Raw genomic sequence first — 23,284 nt, forward strand, 5'->3', positions numbered from 1 at the left:
GACCATCTCGTAATGACGAACAAAGGACGTGTACTGGCCCTCGGTTTTATAACTGTTTCGAGTGCCTGCCTTCTGACTTCCTGCAAATCAAGCGCACCACCAGTCGAAGAATCTCCCATCGTGCCGATAGCTACGGTGGGCCCTGCAACGTTGCAGAACAACATCGTCCTGTCTGCAGAGTTTGAGCCATTTCAGGATGTAGATGTCATGGCCAAGGTCGCTGGATACGTCCGCACCATTCACGTCGATATCGGAACGCACGTAAAGACCGGTGACGTACTGGCGATTCTTGAAGTTCCTGAAATTCAGGACGAACTCCAGAAGGCTAAGGCAGGCGTTGCTGCTGCTGAAGCAAATGTTGTTACTGCGGAAGCGGGCGTTCACCGCGCTGAAGCCGGAGCAAACATCGCACATCTATCCTTTCAGCGCATTCAGGAAGTTGCCTCAAAAAATAAAGGCCTGGTGCCTCGTCAGGATGTCGATGTAGCACTGTCCCATGATGCCGAAGCGACCGCACAGCTTGCCAGTGCGAAAGCTGGCCTTCGAGCGGCGCAGGAGTCAAAGGTCGCAGCAGATTCGGAATACGATCGCGCCGGAGCCATGATGCAATATGCGACGATTCGCGCTCCCTTCAACGGCATCATCACGAAGCGGTACGCGAGCACGGGATCAATGATTCAGGCGGGCATCGCCTCTCAATCGCAGGCAATGCCTGTTGTCCGTCTTGCACAATACGACCTCCTCCGGCTTACACTTCCTGTCCCCGTTACATCTGTCGCCGAAATCAAGGATGGTCAGACAGTCGATGTCACGGTCTCCAATCCAAACCGCACGTTCCATGGCAAAATCTCTCGCTTCGCAGGTGCGGTACAGATGGCGACACGGACTATGGATACGCAGGTGGACGTGCCTAATACGGATGGCAGTCTGATTCCCGGCATGTACGCACAGGTTCACTTGCATCTTGCAGAGCGGCCCAATGTCATGAGTGTGCCTATCGATGCGATTGATGGGCTCGGTACGAGTGTGGAACAGGCCTATGTCGTCCGTGATGGCGTGGTGCACGTTGTCCAGGTCACAACGGGGCTGCAAACCTCCACACGACTTGAAGTCCTCACAGGGTTGACCATCGGAGATCAGGTGATCGTTGGCCGCCATACCGGCCTCTCTGAAGGAGAGAAGGTAAAAGCCAGCCCCGCAACGTACGAAAACGAGTCAGCACACAGCTAAGCACTCCGCCTGTAGAAAAAGAGCGAGGATAGATGTCGGGATTTTCCATTCGAAACCCCTATTTGATTGTTGTCCTGTGCCTGGTCATGATGATTCTGGGCACGGTGAGTGCTTCAGACATGCCGGTTGACATGTTTCCGGCGGTAAACCTGCCTGTTGTTGCTGTCGCAACCTTCTATTCGGGCATGCCTCCAGCTCAAATTGAGACAAACATCACATACCATCTGGAGCGTCAATTCACACTTGCCAGTGGGATCGACCATATGGAGTCACGCTCTCTACCGGGTGTGAGTCTCATCAAGGTTTATTTTCGAGCCGGTACAGATCCGGACGCAGATGCCTCATCAATCTCATCACTCGCGATGAGCGATCTTCGCGACATGCCGCCAGGCACGTATCCTCCCATCATCCTGAAGCAGGATGCGGCAAGTATCCCCGTGTCCCTCGTCACGCTTGCGGGCTCCGGTCTTGATGAGAGCAAGCTGAAGGACCTTGGACAGAACTTCGTCCGCAACCAGCTCGCCAGCGTGAACGGCGCATCTGTACCGCAACCGTTCGGCGGACGTTGGCGGCAGATCATGCTGTATGCCGATCCCTACAAGCTTGAAGCCAATCAGTTGAGTCCTATGGACGTTGTACGAAAGATCAACGAAGCCAACGTGATCTTACCCGCTGGCGATGTGGAGATCGGGCGCAACGACTATGACCTCTATACCAATTCGATGCTGGGTGCTGCGGCTGACATCTCACAAGTGCCGTTGAAGATGGAAGGCCAGTCTCCTGTGCGCGTAGGCGATGTAGCTGTTGCGCAGGATTCCTTCAGCCGTCAGTTCAACATTGTTCGCGTCAACGGTCAGCGCGCGGTGTACCTTCCAATCTTCAAGGCCGGCACGGATTCCAACACAATCGCAATTGTGGACGGTGTTCGCTCCACGCTGAAGAATCTGTACGACGTGCCCGCCTCACTGAAGACGACCGTCGTCTTCGATCAATCTCGCTTCGTCAAAACAGCAATCGAGACACTGGTTCACGAAGGCGGCGTCGGACTCTTCCTGACCTGCCTGATGATTCTCGTCTTTCTCGGAAGTATGCGTGCCACGCTAGCCGTCTTCTTCTCGATCCCGCTGTCCCTGCTGACAACATTTTTCGTGCTCAAACTTAGCGGCAGCTCTATCAACAGCATGGTGCTCGGTGGTCTTGCGCTGGCATTGTCTCGCCTCATCGATAACTCCGTCGTAGTGCTTGAGAACATCTTCCGTCACCTTGAGGGAGGAGAACCACCTGTAGTCGCTGCCGAGAAGGGTGGTCAGGAGGTTGCACTTCCAGTACTGGCCGGTACACTTACCACGGTCGTCGTCTTCTTTCCGGTCACAATGCTCTACGGTGTCAGCCGGTTTCTCTTCTCGGCTCTCGCCCTTGCAGTCGTGATCTCCCTGTTCGCCTCGTATTTTGTCGCACTCACCGTAGTTCCACTCTTCTGCGCACGCTTTATCAAAAGTCCACACGGTGAGCTGGTTCATGAATCTGCGGAAGATGAGGTTGTTATATCCGCGGCACCCGGCAGGAAGCGCAGCTTTGGAGCCCGATTCAATGAGCGGTTTGCTGCAGGCTTTGACGTATTACTGCATCGCTACGACAGGCTCGTGCAGAAAGTGCTCGAAGCCCCACGGGCGGTCCTCGCTGGTTCTGCAGTTATCTTCCTCCTGAGCCTTCTGCTGTTTCCTCTGCTGGGTCTCTCCTTCTTTCCACGCACCGATGCCGGTCAGTTTGTGATCAACTTCAAGGCACCATCCGGCACAAAGCTGGTTGATACCGAGGCCGAGGCTGCAAAGATTGAGAGCATCGTGCGCGGTATCGTCTCCAAGCACGACATGGGGCTGACGGTAACCAATATCGGAGTGGATCCTGGATTTTCGGCTCTCTTTACTCCAAACTCGGCCATGCACACCGGTTTCACTCAGGTAGCACTCTCCGAAGACCACTCGGTGAGCAGCTACACCTACATCGACAAGGTGAAGGCGGCTCTGGCAAACCAGATGCCTGAACTGCAGACCTTCTTCTCCAGCGGCAGTCTCGTCGATGGAGTCTTGAACATGGGAGCTCCCGCTCCAATCGACATTCGTGTCGCCGGCAACGATATGACTGCTGACTATAATCTTGCGCAGTCCATCGCCGCGAAGGTGCAGCGCATTCACGGTGTCGCAGACGTCTACATTCCGCAGGACATTGACTACCCGTCGCTTCGCATCGCTATCGACCGCACCAGAGCAAGCCAACTAGGTCTGACCGAAAAGGAAGTTGTCTCCAACATCATTACGGCTCTCACCTCGAATCAAATGATCGCTCCCAGCATCTGGATCGACCCCAAGAGTGGTAACAACTACTTCCTCACCGTTCAATATAAAGAGGGCCAGGTCAAGTCCATCGAAGATCTCAAGGCAATACCTTTGCATGGAACGAACATCTCAAGGCCGACGCGTCTGGACATGGTCGCAAACATTGAACAATTCAAGGCCCCGACGGAGATGGACCACACGCAGATTCGTAGATTTGTCGATGTCTATGTACGTCCTCAGGAGGAGAGCCTCAATCGCATCACCGACGAGATCAATAAGGTGATTGCAGCAACTCCCGCTACCCCGGGAATCAAAATCTCACTCACCGGAAGCGTGAATTCGATGAACGCTTCGTTCAAGAGCTTTGCTATCGGTCTTATGCTTTCGGTGCTGCTTCTCTTTTTGATCCTTGTAGCGCAGTTCCGCTCTTTCATAGATCCCTTCATCATTCTTCTGGCGTTGCCCCCTGGCATCACCGGCGTGATCGTAGCTCTGCTCTTGTGGGGGACGACATTGAACGTTATGTCGCTGATGGGAGTTGTCATGCTCGCCGGCATCGCACTCTCCAATAGCATTCTGATCGTGGAGTTCGCACATCACCTGATGAAGGAAGGGATGGAAGTTCGCGAGGCTATCACAACATCCTGCCGCGTGCGTCTGCGCCCAATCTTGATGACGTCTCTCGCCACGCTCATCGGCCTGCTGCCGATGGCGCTCAAACTAGGTGAGGGAAGTGAAGCATATGCCCCGCTGGCACAGGCGCTTATTGGAGGACTGACCGTCTCCGTCGTTCTGACGGTCTTCCTCGTGCCTGCAGGATTCTTTCTCGTCTATAAGAACAAGGCCGGCAACTCAGTTGCTCACGCTTGATGCAAGCCATCAGAGTGATGACTCGACAAGTCATCCTTTCGATTTCTTTGACAGGGAAAAGCGATATTGATAGCGTTGAGAAGTGCGATAATCTTGGATTTTCGCACTTCTCTTCAGCGTCCCCGTCGTCTAGCCCGGCCCAGGACACCGCCCTTTCACGGCGATAACACGGGTTCGAATCCCGTCGGGGACGCCAATAGCTTTCACTACTCAAGAGAAACCGTCCGTCTTGGGAACTATGTCTGCCATCAGCCCCCGATATAAATATCTCGATGCACTGACAACAGCTTTTGTGGTCATTCTTCTTGTGTCAAATCTGGTAGCGCAGAAGGTTTGCATGATTGGCCCTTTTGCCGTCAGCGGCGCCGTCCTGCTCTTCCCAATCACCTACATTTTTTCCGATGTGTTCACAGAGGTCTACGGCTTCGCAGCTTCAAGGCGGGCCATATGGCTCGGCTTCTTCGGAACGGCCCTGCTCTATCTGATGGCGACGATTACGATCGCCCTGCCCCCTGCTCCTGGATGGCATCACCAGGAGGCATTCTCGATCGTCTTCGGATTTATCCCCCGAATCCTGGCCGCAAGCCTCATCGCATTCCTGGCCGGCGAGTTTGCCAATTCGTACACAATGGCTCGCCTAAAGCTTTTCACGAATGGCGAAAAACTTTGGACTCGCACAATCGGATCGACCATCGTCGGTCAGGCAGTCGACACCACGCTGGTGATTACTCTTACTTTCGGTGGAACCGTCACCTTCTCGACACTTCTAAACATGATCGTGACGGGCTATTTTCTGAAGGTCACCTACGAGGTTCTTGCGACCCCGATGACATATCTGGTGGTCAATTCGCTCAAGCGAGCCGAGAAGACCGATACCTTTGACAGGGACGAAAATTTCAATCCCTTCGCCTTTTAGCATTCCTGCGTTCATCGATCAAGTATCTGGCAGACGTTGCTTTATGGTGTCGATGGCCTTCCATGGATTTTTCTTGAGCCTGGTCTTCCATGACTCATACTCCGCCACGTTGAACACAGGCATCCTGTTCGCTGTTTTCAATTCCTTCCAGCTAAGAGGAAGCGACACGGGCGCCCCTTCGCGCCCGCGTGGAGAGTAGGCAGCTACTGAAGTCGCTCCTCGTTCATTGCGCAGGTAATCAAGATAGATCTTTCCTTTTCTCGCGGCCTTGTTCATCTTCGTCAGGTAGCGTTGAGGAAATTCTTTTTCGATGGCGGATACAAAGGTATGCGCAAATGTCTTCACAGGTTCCCATGACTTATCCGGCGCTATCGGGCATACCACGTGCAATCCTTTGCCGCCGGTGGTCTTGACGAAGCTTTTCAGGTCCACTCGATCAAGGCGATCATGAACGAGTTCAGCCGCCTCCCGAAGATCCTGCCAGGTCAAAGCCTCGTCCGGATCAAGATCGAAGATGAGGCGGTCCGGATGTTCGAGATGTTCATTGCGCGAACCCCAGGGATGTATCTCCAGCACGCTGATCTGCGCGAGGCTGGTAAGCCCCTCAACACTATCGATCGTGATGTAGGGCTCAATCTTTCCTGTCTTCTTATCCGGCACGTCCACTTGCTTCACTTCGGCTGGGAGCATCGCATTCCGATGCTTCTGGAAGAACGATCCATTCCCAATGCCGTCGGGACAGCGCACAAGGCTTACCGGCCGATCGATAATCTCCGCTAACAGATAAGGCGCGATAGCGCGGTAATAATCCGACAGCATCTGCTTCGTGAGGCCGGAGCTTGCATCGAGTACTTTCTCTGGATGAGTCAGGCGAACGGTGGTGCGTGCCCGGTCGGGCGTCTTAGGTTGAGGAGCTTTCTTCGCCGCGGGCAAAGAACTTGACTTCATGCCGCTTCGACCTTTTCTCGCGCCATACGATGATGACTCCTCTTCACGAACAACATCCTTGGCCTGTTTGTCTTCACGAATACCCAGAAAAGCTGCCTGACGGACAAGGCCGTCTCCCGTCCAGGTTGCGAAGCGCACTTGAACGACGAGGCCGGGACTGACCCAATGTGCACCCTTTCGCGCTTCAACGCCTATCGCCTCAAAAGGGCATTTCGATTGCCGTAATCGATCTAACGCATCACGCAGCAGTCGGTGCGTCTTTTGCGTAAACCCCGTGCCAGTGCGCCCAGCGTAGATGAGAGCACCATCGCGGTAATACCCCAGCAGGAGAGCGCCAATTCCATGAATATGATTTGTGGGAAGCGTGAAGCCTCCCACCACAAACTCCTGTTCGTGAAGACACTTGGTCTTGATCCAGTCGTTGCTGCGTCCCGAGAGATAAACACTAGCGGACTTCTTTGAGACGATCCCTTCTGCATGCAGCTTGCAGGCCTCGAGCAGAAGCTTCTCTCCACCGCGCTCAAGGTGTTCGCTGAAGAGGATGCGATTCACCTCTGATCGCTTTAGTAGATCCGCGAGCAACTCCTTGCGTTCGACAAGCTTTAGATCTCTCACCCTCCTTCCGTTCAGGTGTAAAAGATCGAATGCGAAGTAGCTGAGGTCACCAGCCGCACCTTCCTGCATAGCAGCCTGAAGATCGGCGAAGCTTGTTGTGCCGTTCTCGCTGAGTACAACCAATTCGCCGTCCAGAGTTACATCCTCTGCCGGGAGTGCAGCGATCTCGTTAGAGATCGCAGGCATACGGTGAGTCCAGTCAAGCCCTGTCCTCGTGAGCATGGCTACACGATCGCCGGACTTTCTTGCCTGGATGCGATAGCCATCCAGTTTGAGCTCGTGCAGCCAGCCTTCGCTGGAAGGTGGTACCTCTGCGATCACTGCCAGCTGGGGAGGAATGAAGAGAGGAGGTTCTTCATAAGCGAGCGCTTCAAATTGCTCTTTCAGAGCTGGGAGTACATCAACCTTCCCCTTTGCCTGTCTCATGCTTGCCTTTGGCTTGGTCGCTGCTCCCTTGGCAGATTGCCAGACATGATCTTCGTTGCTGGCGATCTCCTTCATGGTCCGCTTTGTTACAACGCTTGTGAGCTGTGCCTCCGTGACTGGAGTGACGTCTTCGCTGCGCTCATATGAATCGTGCTCTTTGATAAGCAGCCAGTTGCTCTTCGTGCCCTTAGCCTTTGATTTCATGCGGATCAGCGCCCACTTGCCTTTGAGCCGCTCTCCATGGAGAACAAACTTCAGACTGCCATCTCGCAGACCGGCTTCCACATCGCTGTACTCTGCCTGGGGCTCCCACGACCCCTGGTCCCAAAGCATCACGGTGCCGCCACCGTATTGGCCCTTTGGAATCACGCCTTCGAATCCCCCATACTCCAGGGGATGGTCTTCTACCTGAACAGCGAGCCGTTTATCCCCCGTGAAGTAGCTGGGGCCTTTGGCGACCGCCCAGCTCTTCAGAACGCCATTCCACGCTAGCCTGAAGTCGTAGTGCAGGTGAGACGCCTCGTGTTTCTGCACACAGAAGGGAAGGGTGCCACGGCCATTTGCTTCCGCGTCTCCGCTGGGCTCGTCAGTAATTGCAAAGTCCCGCATGGAGCGGTACCTGGCTAACTGATCGTCGACGAGCTCCTTCGCATTCTTTGCTTTACGGATCGGCTTGCGTTTCACCTTCGGCGTGGACGATCCCTCTTTAGGACCAGACGATTTTGACGGTGCCATCACGCTTCACTCCGCTCAGGATGCGAAGCTATGCGGAACGCCGCTTGCCGGATGCCTTACCCGCCTTCACAAGGGAGATGCCGCGCTTCGTCTCCGACTTTGATGCTTTAACGGAGCCAGATGGCTTCTTTGCAACAACAGCGCCGCTTTCTTCTTCGCCCACGCTCTTTCGCAGAGCATCCATCAGATTGACAACCTGCGCACGACGTGGCGTTTCTTCTTCCTGCGGCACTGCCACATGCTTCACCTTTGCTTCGACCAGTTCGCGTACCGCTGCTTCATAGCCATCCTTGAACTCCGAGGCTTTGAATGGTGACGACTTGCGTGCAATCAACTCCATCGCGAGCTGGAGCGAGTCTTCATTGACCGGAACTTTCTTGATCTCTTTGAAATACTCGGCAGGATCTCGCAGCTCTTCCTGATATCGCATGACGTAGCCCATCATGCCTCCCAGGTCGTCGTTTTCGGCCGCTGCAATGGCGAAGATATGCTCTCTTCCGCTAAAGGCAATCTTTCCGAGAGCCGCCTTCTTCGTCTTCTTCAGAGCCGCCCGAACCACTGCAAATGCTTCGGCCTGAACATCGTCTTCCGGCACCAGGAAATAGGGCTTCTCGAGATACTCTGGGCTCAACTCGCTCATGTCGACAAACTGAGTTACTGAGATAGCGTGCTTTGAAGGCACGCGTAATTGCTCAAGCTCTTTTGGCTCAATGATGACGTATTCGCCCTTGCGATACTCGTAGCCTTTTACAATCTCATCCTTTGCAACAGGGTTCGCTGCTTCATTGGGGCTGTCTTCCAGCGCGCTGGAGAGAACCTTCTGATGACGCACCCGCTCCCCTGTGCTACGGCTAATCTGATGAAAGCGGATCTCGCTCTTTGCTTCTGTCGCGACAAACAGCTTGACGCCAAACGACACCAGTGAGATTTGAACCTGTCCGGACCAGTAAGGACGTGCCATATCGATCATCCGCCTTTATCCGCTCAATAGAAGAGCAATCAACAAGCTGCAACGACACCTTCTTTACTATGAAGCCCCAATTTATCGCTATCGATGCCTGTATTCCAGAAGGTTTTTGGAACAATCAGAAGAACCCCACCAGGGTGGGGCCCTCCCACATTCAACCCGTCATGTAGTGTTTGCCAGGTGGTAACAGGAACTCAAGAGAATCGGGCCGCTACCAGTCCTGCCGTGCTGAACCGAGCCTCCGCTGTTGAGCCCGCAGAGGCCAGCGTGTTGCCAGTCCAGCTGCCGGTTGTAATCCAATCTCCTTTTTTCAGTCCCTCTGTACGCAACGAACCCTCATTAGCCAGCCAGGGGAGAAGCCGCATCAGGTTGCCAGCAGTATTAGAGCCTGTACGTTCGACGCGGACAGCACCGTCGACTACAAGTGTGACGGATTCCTTGCCAAAGTCGATCTGCTGCCAGTTCGGCACCGCTGCGCCATAAACAAAACCGCCATGCAGGGCCATGTCCGCAGCTCCCGAAAATTTGCTGGCGGCTGCAGGATCGACCAGCCCCGTCTCCAGTACTTCAATCGCCGGATGCATGCTGGCAATGGCAGCTACAACCTCGCTCATCGAATAGGGTGACTGGCGCGGCGGAAGATCAGCACCCATCAGAAAGGCAATCTCGGCCTCCAGGCCGCGGTAACGATGTGTTGCGCCTCTCAGCTCACATCCACTGCAGGAGATCCAGGCACGAGGCATCGGGGCGAACGACGGCATTGCCTCAGCAGACGCGGCTCCGATCTTCCATCCGCCGATCTCCTCGAATGCCCACGACATACGGTCCTGCACAAAGTAGGCTTCCTCCAACGAGGTCGGTTGCAGCCCTTTCGGCAGGTCGGCAATGGGATTGCCGGTCCTTCTTGCGTCAAGGAGGAGGTCAGCAGCTTCAATCAGGTCTTTTTCACGCGCTCCAGTCATCATGCCGAACAGTGTGCTCCTATCGTGCCTTGTTGTGCAACTCACGCTTTTTAGGAACGATAGAAAGACCTCGTTACCTTTTGCTCCTCTACTCTATCCAATAGAGTGCCGCATACGAGTGAGGCGCGCGGGACACAGAAGGGAAGTCACAATGCAGCGGAATTACGCAAGAGGATACGATCCCGAGATAAAGTCAGCCGATATCACGTCCGAATCATCCTTTGAAGGGTTTCGGAAGCAGCGTCGGCTTTTGATTGCAGGGGGCGCCTCTGCAGTTGGACTTGGAATCGCAGCCGCATCACGCCTCTCCAGCTACTTCACATCTCCCGACACCGTCCATGCCCAGACCCTGACCTCAACCCCAGGAAAGTTCAATACCTCCGAGAATCAGACGCCCTACGCCAAGGCAACCAGCTTCAATAATTACTACGAATTCGGCACGGATAAGAGCGATCCGGCCAAACACGCCGGCACACTGAAGACCCGTCCCTGGACCGTTCAGGTAACTGGCATGGTCAAAACGCAGAAGACGCTCGACATCGACACGATTCTCAAGCACCGTCCGTTAGAGTCGAGAATCTATCGCCACCGCTGCGTCGAAGCCTGGTCGATGGTCATCCCCTGGGATGGTTATTCGCTCTCCGAGTTCATCAATCTCTGCGAACCGCTGCCCAGCGCCAAGTTCGTTCAGTTTGTCACCCTTGTCGATAAGAAGCAGATGCCCGACCTGCCCTTTGGCTATGACTGGCCGTACAGCGAGGGCCTGAGGCTCGACGAAGCGATGAATCCTCTCGCACTTCTTACCTTCGGCTGCTATGGCAAGGTGTTGCCCAACCAGAACGGCGCGCCCATCCGGGTCGTCATGCCCTGGAAGTACGGCTTTAAGAACGCCAAGTCGATCGTTCGATTTCACTTCACAGACAAGCAGCCCCACACCACCTGGAACGAGATCAACTCCTCGGAGTATGGCTTCTACTCCAACGTGAATCCCAAGGTCGACCATCCCCGCTGGACACAGGCGCGTGAGCGCCGCATCGACAACTCGTTACTACCGCACTACATCCCGACACAGATGTTCAACGGATACGCCGATCAGGTGGCGGGCCTCTACAATGGAATGGACCTCAAGCGCTACTACTGATCACAATGCAGAAGCAGACCATCATTCTCCTCAAGGCAGTCACGCATATCCTCTGCCTGCTTCCGCTCCTGTCGCTGTATCGCTTTTATAGCTCCGGCGCACTGGCTCTCAACTCCGATCCCATTAACTTCATCACCCACTTCACAGGGAATTGGGCGCTTTGGATTCTGCTGGCCTCGCTGGCGATCACGCCAATTCGCAGAATCTCCGTCCGCATCTCCTGGCTCATCCGCTTTCGTCGCCTGATTGGCCTCTACGCTTTCTTCTATGCGACGCTGCATCTGGCAACGTATCTCTTTCTCTTCTCCGGGTACGACGTTGTCGCGGTCCTGGATGGTCTACGAGCTGGCCACCCCGCGGTCATCTTCGAACAGTTCCGCCAGGTATGGCCCTATATCTGGGACGATGTCATGAAGCGGCGCTTCGTCCAGGTCGGCTTCCTGGCATGGCTCATTCTCCTCGCGCTGGCCGCAACATCGCCCGCTGCCATCATGAGAGCAATGGGCGGCAAGAACTGGCAGCGCCTGCATCGGTTTGTCTATCTTGCCGCTGCCGCCGCAGTGATCCACTATTGGTGGCTCGTTAAGACCGGCGTCCTCAGCCCATGGAAAGACACGGCAATCCTGGCGGTTCTTCTGCTGGCGCGCGTGGGATACGTCCTTCTCAAGAAGCGGTCTGTCTCGACGACAAAAGTAGTAGCCGCGAGGTAACGAAAACGGCCCCAGCATCTTTGCCGGGGCCGCTCAATTCGCTGCAACTCAACCTTTGCTGGTTAGCTCTTCAACGTCACATGCTGCGCCTTCATCTGCGCTCGCACCACCAACTCCGCCGCCAACAGGCATTGCGTCTGATCCTGCGCGATGTGAGTGCGGTTCACTATGTCCGCCACAAACTGCGGGCCGAAGGGAAGCGTCACATCGTTGCAATCGATATAACGTGCCTGATTCTTGTCCACGATATAGAGATTGTTGCCTTGCTTGCTGCGTGCCACATCCGTATATTTCCGCACTTCGATATAGCCTTCGGTGCCCAGGATAAAGAGCCGTCCATCTCCCCACGTTCCCAGGCCATCCGGCGTGAACCAGTCCAGCCGGACATAGCCAAATCCGCGGTCGCCACGCAGCATCATGTCGCCGAAGTCCTGGAATTTCGGCTTCTGCGGGTGGTTGACGTTAGACACCTGCGATGCCACGACCTCTGCCTGCGTCGACCCCGTGTAGTAGAGAAACTGGTCGACCTGGTGAGAGCCGATATCCGTCAGGATGCCGCCATAGCGCTCCGGCTCCCAGAACCACTCAGGTCGTCCTCCCGCACCACCGGCATAGGGATCGACACCATGCTGAACGATCTGGTGTGGAGCGATATTGATTGTCTGAATGACCCGGCCGATGGCGCCGCTCTTCACCAGCTCGCCAGCCTTCACCGCGCCTTTCACCTCAAACCGCTCGCTGTACAGAATGCCGTAGATCCGCTTCGTCTCGGCAATCGTCTTGCGAATCTCTTCAATCTGGGCAAGCGACGTCGCCCCTGGCTTATCGCTCAGGTAGTCCTTGCCATGCTTCATGGCGCGGACGCCCAGCGGAGCGCGCTCGTTCGGGATCGTCGAGCTCAGAACCAGCTGGATCGAAGAATCGTTGAGAATCTCATCTTCGGAAGAGGCGATCTTCACATCGGGAAACCTCTTCTTGAAGTTTGCCAGCTTGTCCGGCTCCGCGCCGTAGGCCGCCACCAGCACGCCGCCACCACGCTGAATCGCTCCAACCATGCCGTAGATATGGTCATGGCTCATGCCGCAGACGGCGAACTTGATGGAGTGCTTGGGCTTTTCGTCAGCCCCAGGATCCGGCGCTGCGACTTCATACGTTACATGTGAGGGATTGATCTCCCCAAAGGCAGGAATTCCCGCCATCAAACCCGCCGAACCTACCGCTCGCAAAAAATCCCTGCGCCCAAAGCCATCCGCCGCCATGTTCATCTCCTGAGGCAATTCTGTTGCACTGCGAACTATATCAACACTCAGGTAGCTTTGGCTTCAGGAGATGTAGCGATCTCTATGGAAAGAGCCTTTGCCGAGCCCATTCTGTGCCGCTGCGCGTGAACACAATACGGTCGTGTAACCGGTCATCGCCGGCCAGCCAGAATTCAATACGCTCAGGCTGCAGCGCGTACCCCCTCCACCATTGTGGACGTGGCACCACGTCAGGATGCTCCGCGCCATACTGCGCCACGCTATCCTCCAGCTCCTTTCGGCTCTCCAGCGGACGGCTCTGACGCGACACCGCTGCCCCAAGCTGGCTCACGCGCGATCGCGTATGGAAATAGGCATCGGCATCCGCTGGCGGCAGCTCAACCACAGCCCCCTCCACGCGGACCTGACGCGTGAGGCTCTTCCAGTGAAAGCACAGCGCTCCACGTGGATTCACTGCCAGCTGCAAGCCTTTGCGGCTCTCCGCGTTGGTAAAGAAGCAGAAGCCGCGTTCATCGACTTCTTTGATCAGTACCATCCGCACGCTTGGCGCTCCATCCTGATCTGCCGTAGCCAGTGCGGCGGCATTGGGATCGTTTAGCTCGCTGCGTGTCGCATCCCGCATCCATTGCTCAAATACAACCAGCGGGTCACTTGCAGCTTCGATCTCTGCGAAATCTATAGAGTTGATCACTGCAATCCTTCAAACAGATCCGTCATCTGCTTTGATGGCTGTGCCTTGTTGGCTGCAATCAACGCGTACAGCTCCCGGCCGCCATGCTGTTCAAAGAAACTTAGCGTGGACTCCATGAGCGGAGCCTGTGAGACATGCTGGCGAAACGCCTCGTTCTTCTTCTCCCGTACAGTGCGAATGTCCAGCACAGCCGACCAGGGAAGCGGCATCGGCTGCTGACGCTCCGGCAAAAAGTAATCTGTCGTCACATGAAAGAGCCTGTCGACTCGAAACGTAGGCCCCGTCTCAGGAAACCGCTTCTCCTGCGCGGCCCAGTGGAACGCTGCAGTCGTCAGAAACGACACCATCATGTGATCCGGATGAGAGTTCATGCCACCATCCCCACCAAAGGTGACGACGACATTGGGGCGAAACCGCCGTATCCGTTCTACAAGTCTTCCTGCGGCTTCAAGAAAAGGCACACCAGTCATCTCGGCATCCTGGTAGTCGAGACATTCGTGCTGCGTTACACCCAGCACGCTGCACGAAGCCGCAAACTCAGCTCGACGCATTCTACCCAGATCTGACCCCGAACTACTCTTGCCTCGGTGCCGTGCCGCCTGCCCGTCTGTCATGCAGACAACATACGTCTCGACTCCTCGCTCTGCTGCCAGGGCCAGCGCACCTCCAAAGGCGTAACACTCGTCGTCAGGATGTGCCACGACGCACATCAGTCGATGGGCCAAACCAACTCCTCCTCCGGCTCCGATTCAAACAGCTCCCCGGCTACAAGATCCTCAAGCTCTGCATTACGATCCACCGCACGGACCGGGGCAAAGCTCCTACGATGCAGCATCGACGGTCCCTGCACCAGCAGCGCCTTCCGGTGAGCAGGAGTTCCATAGCCCTTATGTGACGCAAGCCCATAACCGGGATGCTCTACATCAAGCTCGCGCATCAGCGCATCGCGATGCACCTTCGCGACCACGGAGGCCGCGGCAATCGACAGGCTCAGGGAATCGCCATAAATCAACTTCGTCTGCTGACAGGGATGATCGATTCGCATGGCATCGATCAGCAGGTGGTCGGGCACAACATCGAGGCCCTGAACCGCCGCAAGCATCGCCATGCGCGTCGCCTGGTAAATGTTGACCCGATCGATCGTCTCCGCGTCGACTTCGGCAACGCTCACAGCAAGCGCCATGCTACGGATACTCACATCCAGGCGCTCACGATCCTCGCGCGGCAGCTGTTTGGAGTCTTTGAGTCCCGCGGAGGCCAGGCCACCTGCCGTCTCCGGCAAGATCACAGCCGCGGCAACTACAGGGCCGAAGAGGGCACCGCGTCCAACCTCGTCCACGCCGGCGATCATGAGAAAGCCACAGTGACGCAGGGCCTGCTCCGGGGCATCGCTGCAGATCAGTTGCTTGAGCATCCGCTGCTTTGCGGCTGCAGCTTTGACGACGTTTTTCTTGGAGCGAATGGATGGAGTTGCTGAAGCCATACGGTATGCATGAAGTGTATCGCCTCGCACACGTAAAAAGTCCATGCCCCGAAGGACATGGACTTTGTGGAAATGTAAGAGTCGGTTGGCTTACTTGGCGCGCTCAACTTCGCGCAGACGAGCAGCCTTACCGCGCAGACCGCGCAGGTAAAACAGTTTCGCACGACGAACCTGGTACGAACGAACCTTCTCGACCTTGTCGACAACCTTCGAGTTGTAAGGGAAGATACGCTCCACGCCCTGGCCGAAGCTCATCTTGCGAACAGTAAAGGTACCCTGGGGTCCCTTGCGGCATGCGATAACCATGCCTTCGAAAGCCTGCAGGCGCTCTTTCTCGCCTTCACGAATCTTAACCTGGACACGAACCGTGTCACCGGGAGCGAAACTTGGAATGTCTGTCCGCTCAAGCTTGGCGGCCAGTTTCTGCATGATGGGATGAATTGACATAACGACTTTCCTGTTCTGAACTCAGAGGTTTCAGTTTACACCAGATACAACATTTTCTGTTAGCGAACTGTTGTAGATCAGGATGCCTCCTCACGCATTCGTTTCAGCTTCTCCAGCACCTTCCGGTCCTCGGGACTCAAGCGCGCCTTCTCCAGAAGCTCCGGCCGGTTCTCCAGTGTCTTTTCAAGCGCCATCATCCTGCGCCAGGCGCGAATGGCGTCGTGATTGCCGCCCTGAAGGACCTCAGGCACCTCTGATCCCTCAAAATCGGACGGACGCGTGTAATGCGGATAGTCAAGAATCCCGCCCGATCCATGCGTGGTTCGTGGGGATCCATCACTATCGTATTTATTATCTGTTTCTTCTGAGCCAAAGCTCTCGAATCTCGAAGAGTCGGGATGCCCCAGAGCTCCCGGCAGCAACCTCACCACGGCATCGACGATCACCGCTGCAGCAAGTTCGCCGCCCGAGATCACATAGTCTCCGATCGAGATCTCCCGGTCGCAGAGCGACTGGTTCACACGCTCATCGACTCCCTCATACCGGCCACAGATCATGACCACCCGCTCCACCGAGGACAGCTCCTGCGCAACCGCCTGCGTAAACGGTCGACCCTGCGCCGAAAGGAGAATAACCGTCTCCTTCGCCGCATCCCGCTGGTCTTTCGGCTGAACGCCAATCGCGCGTGCGGCTTCGAAGATCGGCTGTGGTTTCAATACCATACCTTCGCCACCCCCGAATGGCCGGTCATCGACTGTCCGGTGACGGTCATGCGTAAAGCTGCGCAGATCGTGCGTCGCCAGCTCTACCAGGCCGGTCTTTCGAGCGCGGCCAAGGATGCCGTACTCGAAAGTGCTTTTATAAAAATCGGGGAAAATCGTAATAATGTCGAAACGCATAGTCAAAATAATCGTGTTGAGGTAACCGCTACACAAAAGTTGCATCCCAACTCACCAGAATGGACCGGGAGGTGCAGCGTATTTCACATCCAGAATGCTTTAGCCTTTCAAAAGATCGACAGATCGACAAACCGGATTCACAATCCTCACTCCAGAGATAAAGGTCCAAAATATTGATGATAAAGGATAAGCACGTCTTTCAGAGGGGCATACTGATCGGCCTGTTCCTTGGAGCTTCTACTCTCGGAGCGCAACAAAGGACAACTCCCCTGTGGCCTTCGAACCACATCAATTCTATCTATACGCCCCATGCCGCTCCGGTAGCACAACTCATTAGCTACTCCTCTTCCATCGCCAGTCCGGATACGGACAACGATAGGGAATCGCAGCCCCCGGTCTCAGGCAAACCCGCTCCCAAAGTAGTTCTTTACGAGAAGGTCGGTCCGTTCTCCTACTGGCAGGTTGGCCTGAAAGCGACCTCCCTTGGAGCAGGCGTCGATGTTGCCACTCCGCTTTCGCGTCACCTCGGTTTACGAGGACAGTTCAATTACATAGGATTGAGCTATGGGTTCGACGTCGACGGCGTGCACTACAGCACACGCTTTGATCTCCATTCGGGAAGCGTTAGCTTAGACTATTACCCATCTGCCCGACATACTTTCCGCATCAGCCCAGGGATACTTTTCTTCGGCAACAGCGCTAAAGCCCATCTGACCGTTCCGCCTGGTGGCAATTTCAGCCTGGGCGACAACAACTTCATCAACAGCGTGGATGATCCTGTTGCTGGAGATGCCCAGGCTAAATTTCATCACACCGTCGGGCCCATGGTGGCCTTCGGGTACAACCTCATCGGACACAGGGACAGCCGCTTCACCATGCCGGTCGAACTTGGCGTGGCATATAGCGGATCGGCGCAGATCAATATAAATCTCAACGGAACTGCCTGTAATCCGGAAGGGTGCTTCACCTTTGCCGACAACCCGGAAGCCCAGGCAAGTTTGCAGGACGAGATCGCCAAGATCAATCGGAGGCTCTCCGATATTCCCGTCTACCCCATCATCTCGATTGGTGCTACTTATCGCTTTGGCGGCCGATAGCATTCACCTCGACCAGGCCAGGGGGAAGCCGAAGTGCAATGCGGCGCCCCGGAAGGTCGAGCGACACAAGGTACGCCTTCACAAAAGGAATAAGGATCTCCTGATCGCTCTCTGAGCGCACTTCGAGGAGCGAAGGAATATCTTCCAGCCGAATGCCCGTCGATGAAGCGGGGAACTGGATATCGGCTACAGTTCCAATTCGCTGATCGCCGTCAAAGACCTCGCATCCGACCAAATCGCTGACATACGAAGCATCGTCGTTCAGCGCGATACGTTCTTCTTCCAGGACAGCAAGATCCAGGCCGGCCAGAATCTCTGCCGCATGGATCGAATCGATGCCTTCCAGTTGAAGCACAACGCGCCCACGATTACGGCCTACCGGAAGCCAGGACGACAGCACCTGGATGCTCCGGACTTCCTCGCTGCTACCCGCGAAGTTTTCAGGAATAAGAAACAAACCTGTTCGTCCTGCAATGCTCTCGGGGAAGTCGGTCAGCAGATCGGCAAGGATTTCACCTTTGCGGCCCTGGGGGCGAAGCAGCCGAGCCAGTACAGTCCACGAGTTTGAGCGCGATGTCATTTTTGGGAAAGTCGTAAGCGAAGAATGAAGCAGAGGGGAGGCCGAACCTCACCCCTGCTGGCTGGAATGGTCCTCAACTATGTCTAAGGCAAAGCGGCGCCGGAGCTTCATGCTTGCAGCAGCCAGAATCGTGCGCAACGAACGAGCAGTACGTCCCTGTTTTCCAATAACCTTGCCGATATCCGTAGGAGCCACCCTCAAACGGATCACCGTTGATTCACCTTCATTAATTGCTTCGACTATGACACTTTCAGGCGAGTCAACCAGAGCCTTGGCAATCTCGACTACGAGCGCCGTCATCTCGCCTGTACTGTCATCTCCACCACCCGCCACGGAACTTGGCTGGGTCATCGTACACACCTCCTGGGTCACACAATGCGGGGCTTCTGCTCAAACCTTTTGCCTCGTCGATTGCGAGAACTTTCAGGATGTGCAAATCGAGCGCGGCCCAGCAAAATCGCGAAGCCGAATGTTGCAACGCTTGATCGTGCAGCATTTCGGGCACCACAAAAACAATAGGGAGAGTTTACGCGAGATCCCTATCGATGCAATACGATGAACCTGGAGATGGAACATATCTTTGGGAACCATAAATCGGGTCCCAAAGATACATCGGAGGTAACTTAAGCAGCAGCCGGGGCAGGGGTGGCAAGAAGCTTTCCGACGCGGTCGGACAGCTGGGCGCCCTTGCTGGTCCAGTAATCGATGCGATCACGCTTCAGCTCGACGCTGGCAGGGTTGGTGCGGGGATTGTAGGTGCCGACGACTTCAACCGAACGGCCATTACGGGCGCGGTCCTTCTCGATGACAACAATGCGGTAGTGGGGCTGCTTACGCGCTCCAACGCGCGCCAGACGGATCATTAACACAGGCAAAGCCTCTCAGAACTATGATTTCTCGGGTATCCCTTATTGCAAAACGTGCCCATCTAAGTGCATGTTCCCGTAGGATCCAACACCTAAGTATGCCTGAAAATGAGGTATTTCGCAATGCTGAGCTCGTGCCAAATTCCTGCTCTTGGCGGCAGCCTCGGTACCCGGCTACTCGTAACCGCAACCAGTCACAGGAAAAATCTTCTTACAGGTTACCTTGTGCGGTAGACTCCTGTTGACAGATCCGTATTTGCCGGACATGTTCGTCGGAGACAGGAGCCGCATCCGTGCCCCAGGTGCAAAAAGCTAACGGAGAGAATCCAGTCCGTACGGCCGTACGTTTTCCCATGAAGTTACCCCTTACCATTCAGACCCCAGAGGGGGAACTGCATGCGGTGACTGAAAACATCTCAGCGAATGGCCTCCTGTTCACCTGCGACGTCCAGCCTGAGATCAACAGCAGGATTGAGTTCACGATTGCCATGCCTTCCGCGATCATGGGCTCGGATACCGATGTCACCATTCACTGTATCGGCCGTATCGTCCGGCACTGCTCCAGGGAGGGGCAGAAGATGGCGGCGGCGATGATTGACGAATACTTTTTAAAGGCTTGAGCTATGACGGTTGTTCACTTTGATCAGTCTCGCGAACCGGAGGAGAACCACGAAGAAGACGCCACGGCGCCTGGTATTCGTGTCATTCTGGCAGACTCACAGGCAATTTATCGCGTTGGTATGCGAAAGGTCTTTGCTCTGGAAGACGATATTCGTGTCGTCGCCCAGGTCGAAACCCTCGGCAATCTTCAGGCCGCACTGCAGCGCTATCCCACCGATGTCGTGGTGCTCGAAGGCGCCCTCGTCGCCGGCACCATCGACGCTATCCCCGAGCTCGTCCGCATTGCCCCTGACGCCAAGCTGATCGTTCAGGTGACGGAGGCCGACGAGTCCAATACCGTCGAACTCTACCGCCGGGGCGTCCGCGGCGTCGTGCCGCGCTCCATCTCACCCGACCTGCTGGTCAAGTGCGTCCGCAAGATCGCCGAGGGCGAGACCTGGATCGACAACCAGTCCATCAGCTGGGTGATCGAGGCCTACCGCGCCCAGGCCACCACTCTGACCAATCCAAAGGTGCAGCCCAAGCTCTCCAAGAAGGAGCTGGCCATCATCAGCTGCATCACCCGCGGGATGCGCAACAAGGAGATCGCTTACCAGATCGGGACTACGGAGCAGGTCATCAAAAACTACCTGCGCAAGGTCTATGACAAGCTCGGCGTCTCCGACCGCCTAGAGCTTGCCCTCTACTGCCTCCATCACGAACTTCTGAAGAAGTACACCACCGACGCGGAGAGCGCTCTGCTGCAGCAGACAGAGCCCACGCAACCGCTGCGGGCCAAGATGTAAGCCCTCGCCAAGCTTTAAAGCGAAAGAAGGAGCCCATCAGGGCTCCTTCTTCTTTGCTCAAATAACGGACTTACTTCTTGTCCACTTCGACGTCGATCGAGAACTTGATGTCGTCACCGACAACAGCAGACGGAAACTTGGAACCGAAGCCGTAATCGCTGCGCTTCAGCTTGCCGGTCGCCGAGAAGCCGCTGCGCGTCACGCCTTTCTGATCGGTCTGCGGCGGTGCAGGACCGTCAACGTCCAGGGTTACACTCTTCGTGACCCCGTTCAGGGTCAGATCGCCCGTCAACGTCAGCTTGCCGTCAGCATTCGAGAGGCTGGTCGACTTGAAGGTCAGCTTGGGGAACTTCTCCACATCGAAGAAATCGGCCGACTTCAAATGCGTATCGCGCTTCTCCACGCCCGTCGAAACCGTCGGCGTCGACGCGCTGGCCTCCACGTTGGACTTGGTGATGTCCTTCTCGTTGTAGAGCAAGGTGCCGGTGACGTCGCCCAGCGATCCATGTACGTTCGACACGCCCATGTGGCGAACCTCGAAGTTAATGCTCGAGTGGGCAGGATCAATGGCCCAGGTAGTGGTTTGTGCCAGTGCCGATGTGGCAGCAAAGCTTGCCGTAGCAAGGGTCAGGGCCATAAAAAGTCGATTGCGCATATTCGTTCCTCGATAGAGTAGAGCGTGTTGTAACACGTATATGATGGGTCGCCAGAACTAAACGATGCATATAAATTTAGCGGCACCCCTCCGGTGGCGCCATCTAAAACTGGAAACGATTCGCGTTCTACCTCTGAGAGATCGATTCAGCAGCACAGCTCGCAAGACAGGTGCTAGCATCTCGCGATATGGCTTTTCTTAGTGAGTTCAAGCGCCTGACATCGGCGCAGCGTAATACCTTCGCTGCTTGCTTTCTCGGCTGGACCCTCGATGCCTTCGATTTCTTTCTGTTGACCGTATGCCTCAAAGCCATTGCCGCAGACTTCCACGTCGGCATCAAGGAGGTCGCGGAGGCCATCTTCTTCACGCTGGTCATGCGGCCAGTCGGAGCGCTGATCTTTGGCCTGATGGCAGAGCGTTACGGGCGCCGTCCCACGCTCATCGTCAACATCATCTCGTTCTCCGTCTTCGAACTCGCCTCCGCCTTCGCGCCTTCACTTCCCATCTTTCTCCTCTGCCGAGCGCTCTTCGGCATTGCGATGGGAGGCGAGTGGGGCGTCGGTGCAGCGCTCGCATTGGAGACGCTGCCCTCGACCGGACGAGGGTTCTTCTCCGGCGTCCTGCAGGAGGGCTATGTTGTAGGAAACCTGCTGGCAGCCGCCCTCTACGGTCTGCTCTTCTCGCATCTGCATGGAACCGGAATGTTCACCGGATGGCGTGTCATGTTCATGATCGGCGCGCTGCCGGCATTACTCGCCTTCTATATGCAGTTCAAGATCGAGGAATCTCCCATCTGGCTGGAGGCCGAAAAGCGTCGTCGCGCTGAAGGCTCTCAGTCGAGCGCGATCAAGTTCGCCCACTTCAAGGCCTACCTTCCCAGCTTCCTCTTTCTCGTTGTGCTGATGACAGCCTTCAACTCGTTCAGCCACGGCACACAGGACCTCTATCCCACGTTGCTTGAGAAGGATCACGGACTGGCATCCGGGAATGTCGGTCTGATTATCGTCATTGCCAACATCGGCGCGCTGCTTGGCGGCATCATCTGCGGCGCGCTCTCCGAGAAGTTTGGCCGCAAGCGGATGATTGTTCTCTCCGCGCTCGCAGCGATCCCCATGATCCCGCTCTGGGCCTGGTCTCACACCATCCCCATGCTGGCGCTGGGGGGCTTTTTGATGCAGTTTGCCGTGCAGGGGGCCTTCGGCATCATCCCCGCTCACCTCAACGAACTCTCACCAGGGCCAGTGCGCGCCGTCTTTCCCGGCTTCGCCTATCAGTTGGGTAACCTGTGTTCCTCGCGCAACGGAGTCTTTCAGGCCGCGCTGGCACAGCGCTACTATGGCGGCATCCTCACAACGGTGATGACATGGACCGTCGTACTGGGCGCCATTGCCATCGCAATCGTTACGAGCCTCGGGCGTGAAGCGCGCGGAGAGGACTGGTCCCAAGCAGAGACTACCGCGTCAGTCGCGGAGAAGAGTCTTCCATAACAATGAAGATCATGTGCGTGCGGAGATGGCTTAGCTCTTCGGAAGAGCCTTGGCGATCTGCGCTTCCATCTGATCTAGATTGGTGGCTCCCTGATAACGCGCCAGCACCTTGCCGTCTGTGCCGATCAGGTAGCTGATGGGAAGCCCAACAGCACCGCCATACAGCCCTCCGAGCTGGTCATCGCCCATGACCGAAGGGTAAGCAATCTTGAGCCTGCGATAGACCTTGTCAACCGGAGCGCGGTCGTCATCCATCGAGATGCCGACCACCTGCAGGCCGCGAGCGCTGTACTTCGTCTGCCATGAAGAGAACTTCGGCATCTCGGCCATGCACGGTCCGCACCACGTCGCCCAGAAATTGAGCAGCACAACCTTCCCTCGATACGCAGAGAGATGAACCGGCTGACCATCGAGACCCTTGCGCGCAAAGTCCGGCGCCAGCTTGCCAGCGGCCGGAGCCTTCTTCGCTGACTGTGCGAAAGCAGGCAACGCGAAAGGAAGGCTGAGGATCAAGGCAAGACCTGCGGTACGCATCGAACGATTCATCTTCACTGTCCT

General features: G+C 55.9%; 23 protein-coding genes and 1 tRNA gene. 10 read left to right on the forward strand and 14 right to left on the reverse strand.

Features of this window, described 5'->3' with window-relative positions; translation table 11 throughout:
* Positions 1 to 12 precede the first annotated feature (12 nt).
* The 4 genes from PW789_RS01210 (at position 13) to PW789_RS01225 (ending at position 5,352) form a co-directional block, all read left to right on the forward strand.
* Positions 13 to 1,230, forward strand: a complete 1,218-nt coding sequence (locus PW789_RS01210; protein ID WP_299370423.1) for an efflux RND transporter periplasmic adaptor subunit — start codon at positions 13 to 15, stop codon at positions 1,228 to 1,230.
* 32 nt (positions 1,231 to 1,262) lie between these two features.
* A complete protein-coding gene (locus PW789_RS01215; RefSeq protein ID WP_299370425.1) occupies positions 1,263 to 4,436 on the forward strand; it encodes an efflux RND transporter permease subunit in 3,174 nt (1,057 codons plus the stop codon).
* A 118-nt stretch (positions 4,437 to 4,554) separates the two neighbouring features.
* Positions 4,555 to 4,632, forward strand: a tRNA-Glu gene (locus PW789_RS01220).
* A 42-nt stretch (positions 4,633 to 4,674) separates the two neighbouring features.
* Positions 4,675 to 5,352, forward strand: coding sequence for a queuosine precursor transporter (locus PW789_RS01225; protein ID WP_299370427.1), 678 nt, complete (start codon positions 4,675 to 4,677; stop codon positions 5,350 to 5,352).
* Between the two features lie 18 nt (positions 5,353 to 5,370).
* Here PW789_RS01225 and ligD read toward each other — a convergent pair whose 3' ends face one another.
* The 3 genes from ligD to PW789_RS01240 form a co-directional block, all read right to left on the reverse strand.
* Positions 5,371 to 8,076 carry a DNA ligase D gene (gene ligD / locus PW789_RS01230; RefSeq protein ID WP_299370429.1) on the reverse strand — a complete coding sequence of 902 codons (2,706 nt, stop codon included), beginning with the start codon at positions 8,074 to 8,076 and terminating at the stop codon, positions 5,371 to 5,373.
* 28 nt (positions 8,077 to 8,104) lie between these two features.
* Positions 8,105 to 9,046, reverse strand: a complete 942-nt coding sequence (locus PW789_RS01235; RefSeq protein ID WP_367182455.1) for a Ku protein — start codon at positions 9,044 to 9,046, stop codon at positions 8,105 to 8,107.
* Positions 9,047 to 9,237: 191 nt separating this feature from the next.
* Positions 9,238 to 10,008, reverse strand: a complete 771-nt coding sequence (locus tag PW789_RS01240) for a 2-keto-4-pentenoate hydratase (RefSeq protein ID WP_367182456.1) — start codon at positions 10,006 to 10,008, stop codon at positions 9,238 to 9,240.
* A gap of 148 nt (positions 10,009 to 10,156) precedes the next feature.
* Between PW789_RS01240 and msrP the strand changes: the two genes are divergently transcribed.
* Both msrP and PW789_RS01250 read left to right on the forward strand, forming a co-directional pair.
* Positions 10,157 to 11,146 (forward strand): protein-methionine-sulfoxide reductase catalytic subunit MsrP, encoded by a 990-nt coding sequence (msrP, locus tag PW789_RS01245; RefSeq protein ID WP_299370431.1) that lies wholly within the window; start codon positions 10,157 to 10,159, stop codon positions 11,144 to 11,146.
* Positions 11,147 to 11,151: 5 nt separating this feature from the next.
* Positions 11,152 to 11,856 carry a sulfite oxidase heme-binding subunit YedZ gene (locus tag PW789_RS01250; RefSeq protein WP_299370433.1) on the forward strand — a complete coding sequence of 235 codons (705 nt, stop codon included), beginning with the start codon at positions 11,152 to 11,154 and terminating at the stop codon, positions 11,854 to 11,856.
* 62 nt (positions 11,857 to 11,918) lie between these two features.
* Here PW789_RS01250 and PW789_RS01255 read toward each other — a convergent pair whose 3' ends face one another.
* From PW789_RS01255 to trmD, 6 genes are all read right to left on the reverse strand, one after another.
* Positions 11,919 to 13,115, reverse strand: coding sequence for a Gfo/Idh/MocA family oxidoreductase (locus tag PW789_RS01255; RefSeq protein ID WP_299370435.1), 1,197 nt, complete (start codon positions 13,113 to 13,115; stop codon positions 11,919 to 11,921).
* Positions 13,116 to 13,197: 82 nt separating this feature from the next.
* A complete protein-coding gene (gene pdxH / locus PW789_RS01260; RefSeq protein WP_299370437.1) occupies positions 13,198 to 13,806 on the reverse strand; it encodes a pyridoxamine 5'-phosphate oxidase in 609 nt (202 codons plus the stop codon).
* Positions 13,803 to 14,516, reverse strand: a complete 714-nt coding sequence (locus PW789_RS01265) for a PIG-L family deacetylase (RefSeq protein WP_299371578.1) — start codon at positions 14,514 to 14,516, stop codon at positions 13,803 to 13,805. The genes pdxH and PW789_RS01265 overlap by 4 nt, the downstream gene beginning before the upstream one ends.
* Positions 14,516 to 15,289, reverse strand: a complete 774-nt coding sequence (locus PW789_RS01270; protein WP_299370439.1) for a ribonuclease HII — start codon at positions 15,287 to 15,289, stop codon at positions 14,516 to 14,518. Before PW789_RS01270 ends, PW789_RS01265 begins: the two co-directional genes overlap by 1 nt.
* 90 nt (positions 15,290 to 15,379) lie before the next feature.
* Positions 15,380 to 15,736 carry a 50S ribosomal protein L19 gene (rplS, locus tag PW789_RS01275; RefSeq protein ID WP_367182457.1) on the reverse strand — a complete coding sequence of 119 codons (357 nt, stop codon included), beginning with the start codon at positions 15,734 to 15,736 and terminating at the stop codon, positions 15,380 to 15,382.
* Positions 15,737 to 15,813: 77 nt separating this feature from the next.
* The gene (trmD, locus tag PW789_RS01280) at positions 15,814 to 16,635 is read right to left on the reverse strand and encodes a tRNA (guanosine(37)-N1)-methyltransferase TrmD (RefSeq protein ID WP_299370441.1); all 822 of its coding nucleotides are present in this window, start codon (positions 16,633 to 16,635) and stop codon (positions 15,814 to 15,816) included.
* Between the two features lie 176 nt (positions 16,636 to 16,811).
* Here trmD and PW789_RS01285 point away from each other — a divergent pair, with 176 nt between their 5' ends.
* Complete coding sequence (locus tag PW789_RS01285; RefSeq protein ID WP_299370443.1) at positions 16,812 to 17,732, forward strand: hypothetical protein; 921 nt, start codon at positions 16,812 to 16,814, stop codon at positions 17,730 to 17,732.
* Here PW789_RS01285 and rimM read toward each other — a convergent pair.
* From rimM to rpsP, 3 genes are all read right to left on the reverse strand, one after another.
* The gene (rimM, locus tag PW789_RS01290; protein WP_299370445.1) at positions 17,707 to 18,312 is read right to left on the reverse strand and encodes a ribosome maturation factor RimM; all 606 of its coding nucleotides are present in this window, start codon (positions 18,310 to 18,312) and stop codon (positions 17,707 to 17,709) included. The genes PW789_RS01285 and rimM overlap by 26 nt on opposite strands.
* Before the next feature lie 48 nt (positions 18,313 to 18,360).
* Positions 18,361 to 18,663, reverse strand: coding sequence for a KH domain-containing protein (locus PW789_RS01295; RefSeq protein ID WP_299370447.1), 303 nt, complete (start codon positions 18,661 to 18,663; stop codon positions 18,361 to 18,363).
* A 272-nt stretch (positions 18,664 to 18,935) separates the two neighbouring features.
* Positions 18,936 to 19,175 carry a 30S ribosomal protein S16 gene (gene rpsP / locus PW789_RS01300; RefSeq protein WP_299370449.1) on the reverse strand — a complete coding sequence of 80 codons (240 nt, stop codon included), beginning with the start codon at positions 19,173 to 19,175 and terminating at the stop codon, positions 18,936 to 18,938.
* Positions 19,176 to 19,471: 296 nt separating this feature from the next.
* Here rpsP and PW789_RS01305 point away from each other — a divergent pair, with 296 nt between their 5' ends.
* Positions 19,472 to 19,798: a PilZ domain-containing protein gene (locus PW789_RS01305; protein ID WP_299370451.1), complete on the forward strand. Its 327-nt coding sequence runs from the start codon at positions 19,472 to 19,474 to the stop codon at positions 19,796 to 19,798.
* 3 nt (positions 19,799 to 19,801) lie between these two features.
* Positions 19,802 to 20,584, forward strand: a complete 783-nt coding sequence (locus PW789_RS01310) for a response regulator transcription factor (protein ID WP_299370453.1) — start codon at positions 19,802 to 19,804, stop codon at positions 20,582 to 20,584.
* A gap of 70 nt (positions 20,585 to 20,654) precedes the next feature.
* Here PW789_RS01310 and PW789_RS01315 read toward each other — a convergent pair whose 3' ends face one another.
* Complete coding sequence (locus PW789_RS01315) at positions 20,655 to 21,239, reverse strand: YceI family protein (RefSeq protein WP_299370455.1); 585 nt, start codon at positions 21,237 to 21,239, stop codon at positions 20,655 to 20,657.
* A gap of 188 nt (positions 21,240 to 21,427) precedes the next feature.
* Between PW789_RS01315 and PW789_RS01320 the strand changes: the two genes are divergently transcribed.
* Positions 21,428 to 22,726 (forward strand): MFS transporter, encoded by a 1,299-nt coding sequence (locus PW789_RS01320; protein ID WP_299370457.1) that lies wholly within the window; start codon positions 21,428 to 21,430, stop codon positions 22,724 to 22,726.
* Between the two features lie 30 nt (positions 22,727 to 22,756).
* On the opposite strand, the gene PW789_RS01325 is transcribed toward PW789_RS01320, so the two are convergent.
* Positions 22,757 to 23,272 carry a TlpA disulfide reductase family protein gene (locus PW789_RS01325; protein WP_299370459.1) on the reverse strand — a complete coding sequence of 172 codons (516 nt, stop codon included), beginning with the start codon at positions 23,270 to 23,272 and terminating at the stop codon, positions 22,757 to 22,759.
* Between the last annotated feature and the right edge of the window lie 12 nt (positions 23,273 to 23,284).

Source organism: Edaphobacter sp. (assembly GCF_028283685.1).
GTDB lineage: Bacteria > Acidobacteriota > Terriglobia > Terriglobales > Acidobacteriaceae > Edaphobacter.

Bases quoted from the DNA above. Each gene is read 5' to 3' on its own strand.
- PW789_RS01210 (WP_299370423.1), top strand. From the start codon at position 13: ATGACGAACAAAGGACGTGTACTGGCCCTCGGTTTTATAACTGTTTCG.
- PW789_RS01215 (WP_299370425.1), top strand. From the start codon at position 1,263: ATGTCGGGATTTTCCATTCGAAACCCCTATTTGATTGTTGTCCTGTGC.
- PW789_RS01225 (WP_299370427.1), top strand. From the start codon at position 4,675: ATGTCTGCCATCAGCCCCCGATATAAATATCTCGATGCACTGACAACA.
- ligD (WP_299370429.1), bottom strand. From the start codon at position 8,076: ATGGCACCGTCAAAATCGTCTGGTCCTAAAGAGGGATCGTCCACGCCG.
- PW789_RS01235 (WP_367182455.1), bottom strand. From the start codon at position 9,046: ATGATCGATATGGCACGTCCTTACTGGTCCGGACAGGTTCAAATCTCA.
- PW789_RS01240 (WP_367182456.1), bottom strand. From the start codon at position 10,008: ATGATGACTGGAGCGCGTGAAAAAGACCTGATTGAAGCTGCTGACCTC.
- msrP (WP_299370431.1), top strand. From the start codon at position 10,157: ATGCAGCGGAATTACGCAAGAGGATACGATCCCGAGATAAAGTCAGCC.
- PW789_RS01250 (WP_299370433.1), top strand. From the start codon at position 11,152: ATGCAGAAGCAGACCATCATTCTCCTCAAGGCAGTCACGCATATCCTC.
- PW789_RS01255 (WP_299370435.1), bottom strand. From the start codon at position 13,115: ATGGCGGCGGATGGCTTTGGGCGCAGGGATTTTTTGCGAGCGGTAGGT.
- PW789_RS01265 (WP_299371578.1), bottom strand. From the start codon at position 14,516: ATGTGCGTCGTGGCACATCCTGACGACGAGTGTTACGCCTTTGGAGGT.
- PW789_RS01270 (WP_299370439.1), bottom strand. From the start codon at position 15,289: ATGGCTTCAGCAACTCCATCCATTCGCTCCAAGAAAAACGTCGTCAAA.
- rplS (WP_367182457.1), bottom strand. From the start codon at position 15,736: ATGTCAATTCATCCCATCATGCAGAAACTGGCCGCCAAGCTTGAGCGG.
- trmD (WP_299370441.1), bottom strand. From the start codon at position 16,635: ATGCGTTTCGACATTATTACGATTTTCCCCGATTTTTATAAAAGCACT.
- PW789_RS01285 (WP_299370443.1), top strand. From the start codon at position 16,812: ATGATAAAGGATAAGCACGTCTTTCAGAGGGGCATACTGATCGGCCTG.
- rimM (WP_299370445.1), bottom strand. From the start codon at position 18,312: ATGACATCGCGCTCAAACTCGTGGACTGTACTGGCTCGGCTGCTTCGC.
- PW789_RS01295 (WP_299370447.1), bottom strand. From the start codon at position 18,663: ATGACCCAGCCAAGTTCCGTGGCGGGTGGTGGAGATGACAGTACAGGC.
- rpsP (WP_299370449.1), bottom strand. From the start codon at position 19,175: ATGATCCGTCTGGCGCGCGTTGGAGCGCGTAAGCAGCCCCACTACCGC.
- PW789_RS01310 (WP_299370453.1), top strand. From the start codon at position 19,802: ATGACGGTTGTTCACTTTGATCAGTCTCGCGAACCGGAGGAGAACCAC.
- PW789_RS01315 (WP_299370455.1), bottom strand. From the start codon at position 21,239: ATGCGCAATCGACTTTTTATGGCCCTGACCCTTGCTACGGCAAGCTTT.
- PW789_RS01320 (WP_299370457.1), top strand. From the start codon at position 21,428: ATGGCTTTTCTTAGTGAGTTCAAGCGCCTGACATCGGCGCAGCGTAAT.
- PW789_RS01325 (WP_299370459.1), bottom strand. From the start codon at position 23,272: ATGAATCGTTCGATGCGTACCGCAGGTCTTGCCTTGATCCTCAGCCTT.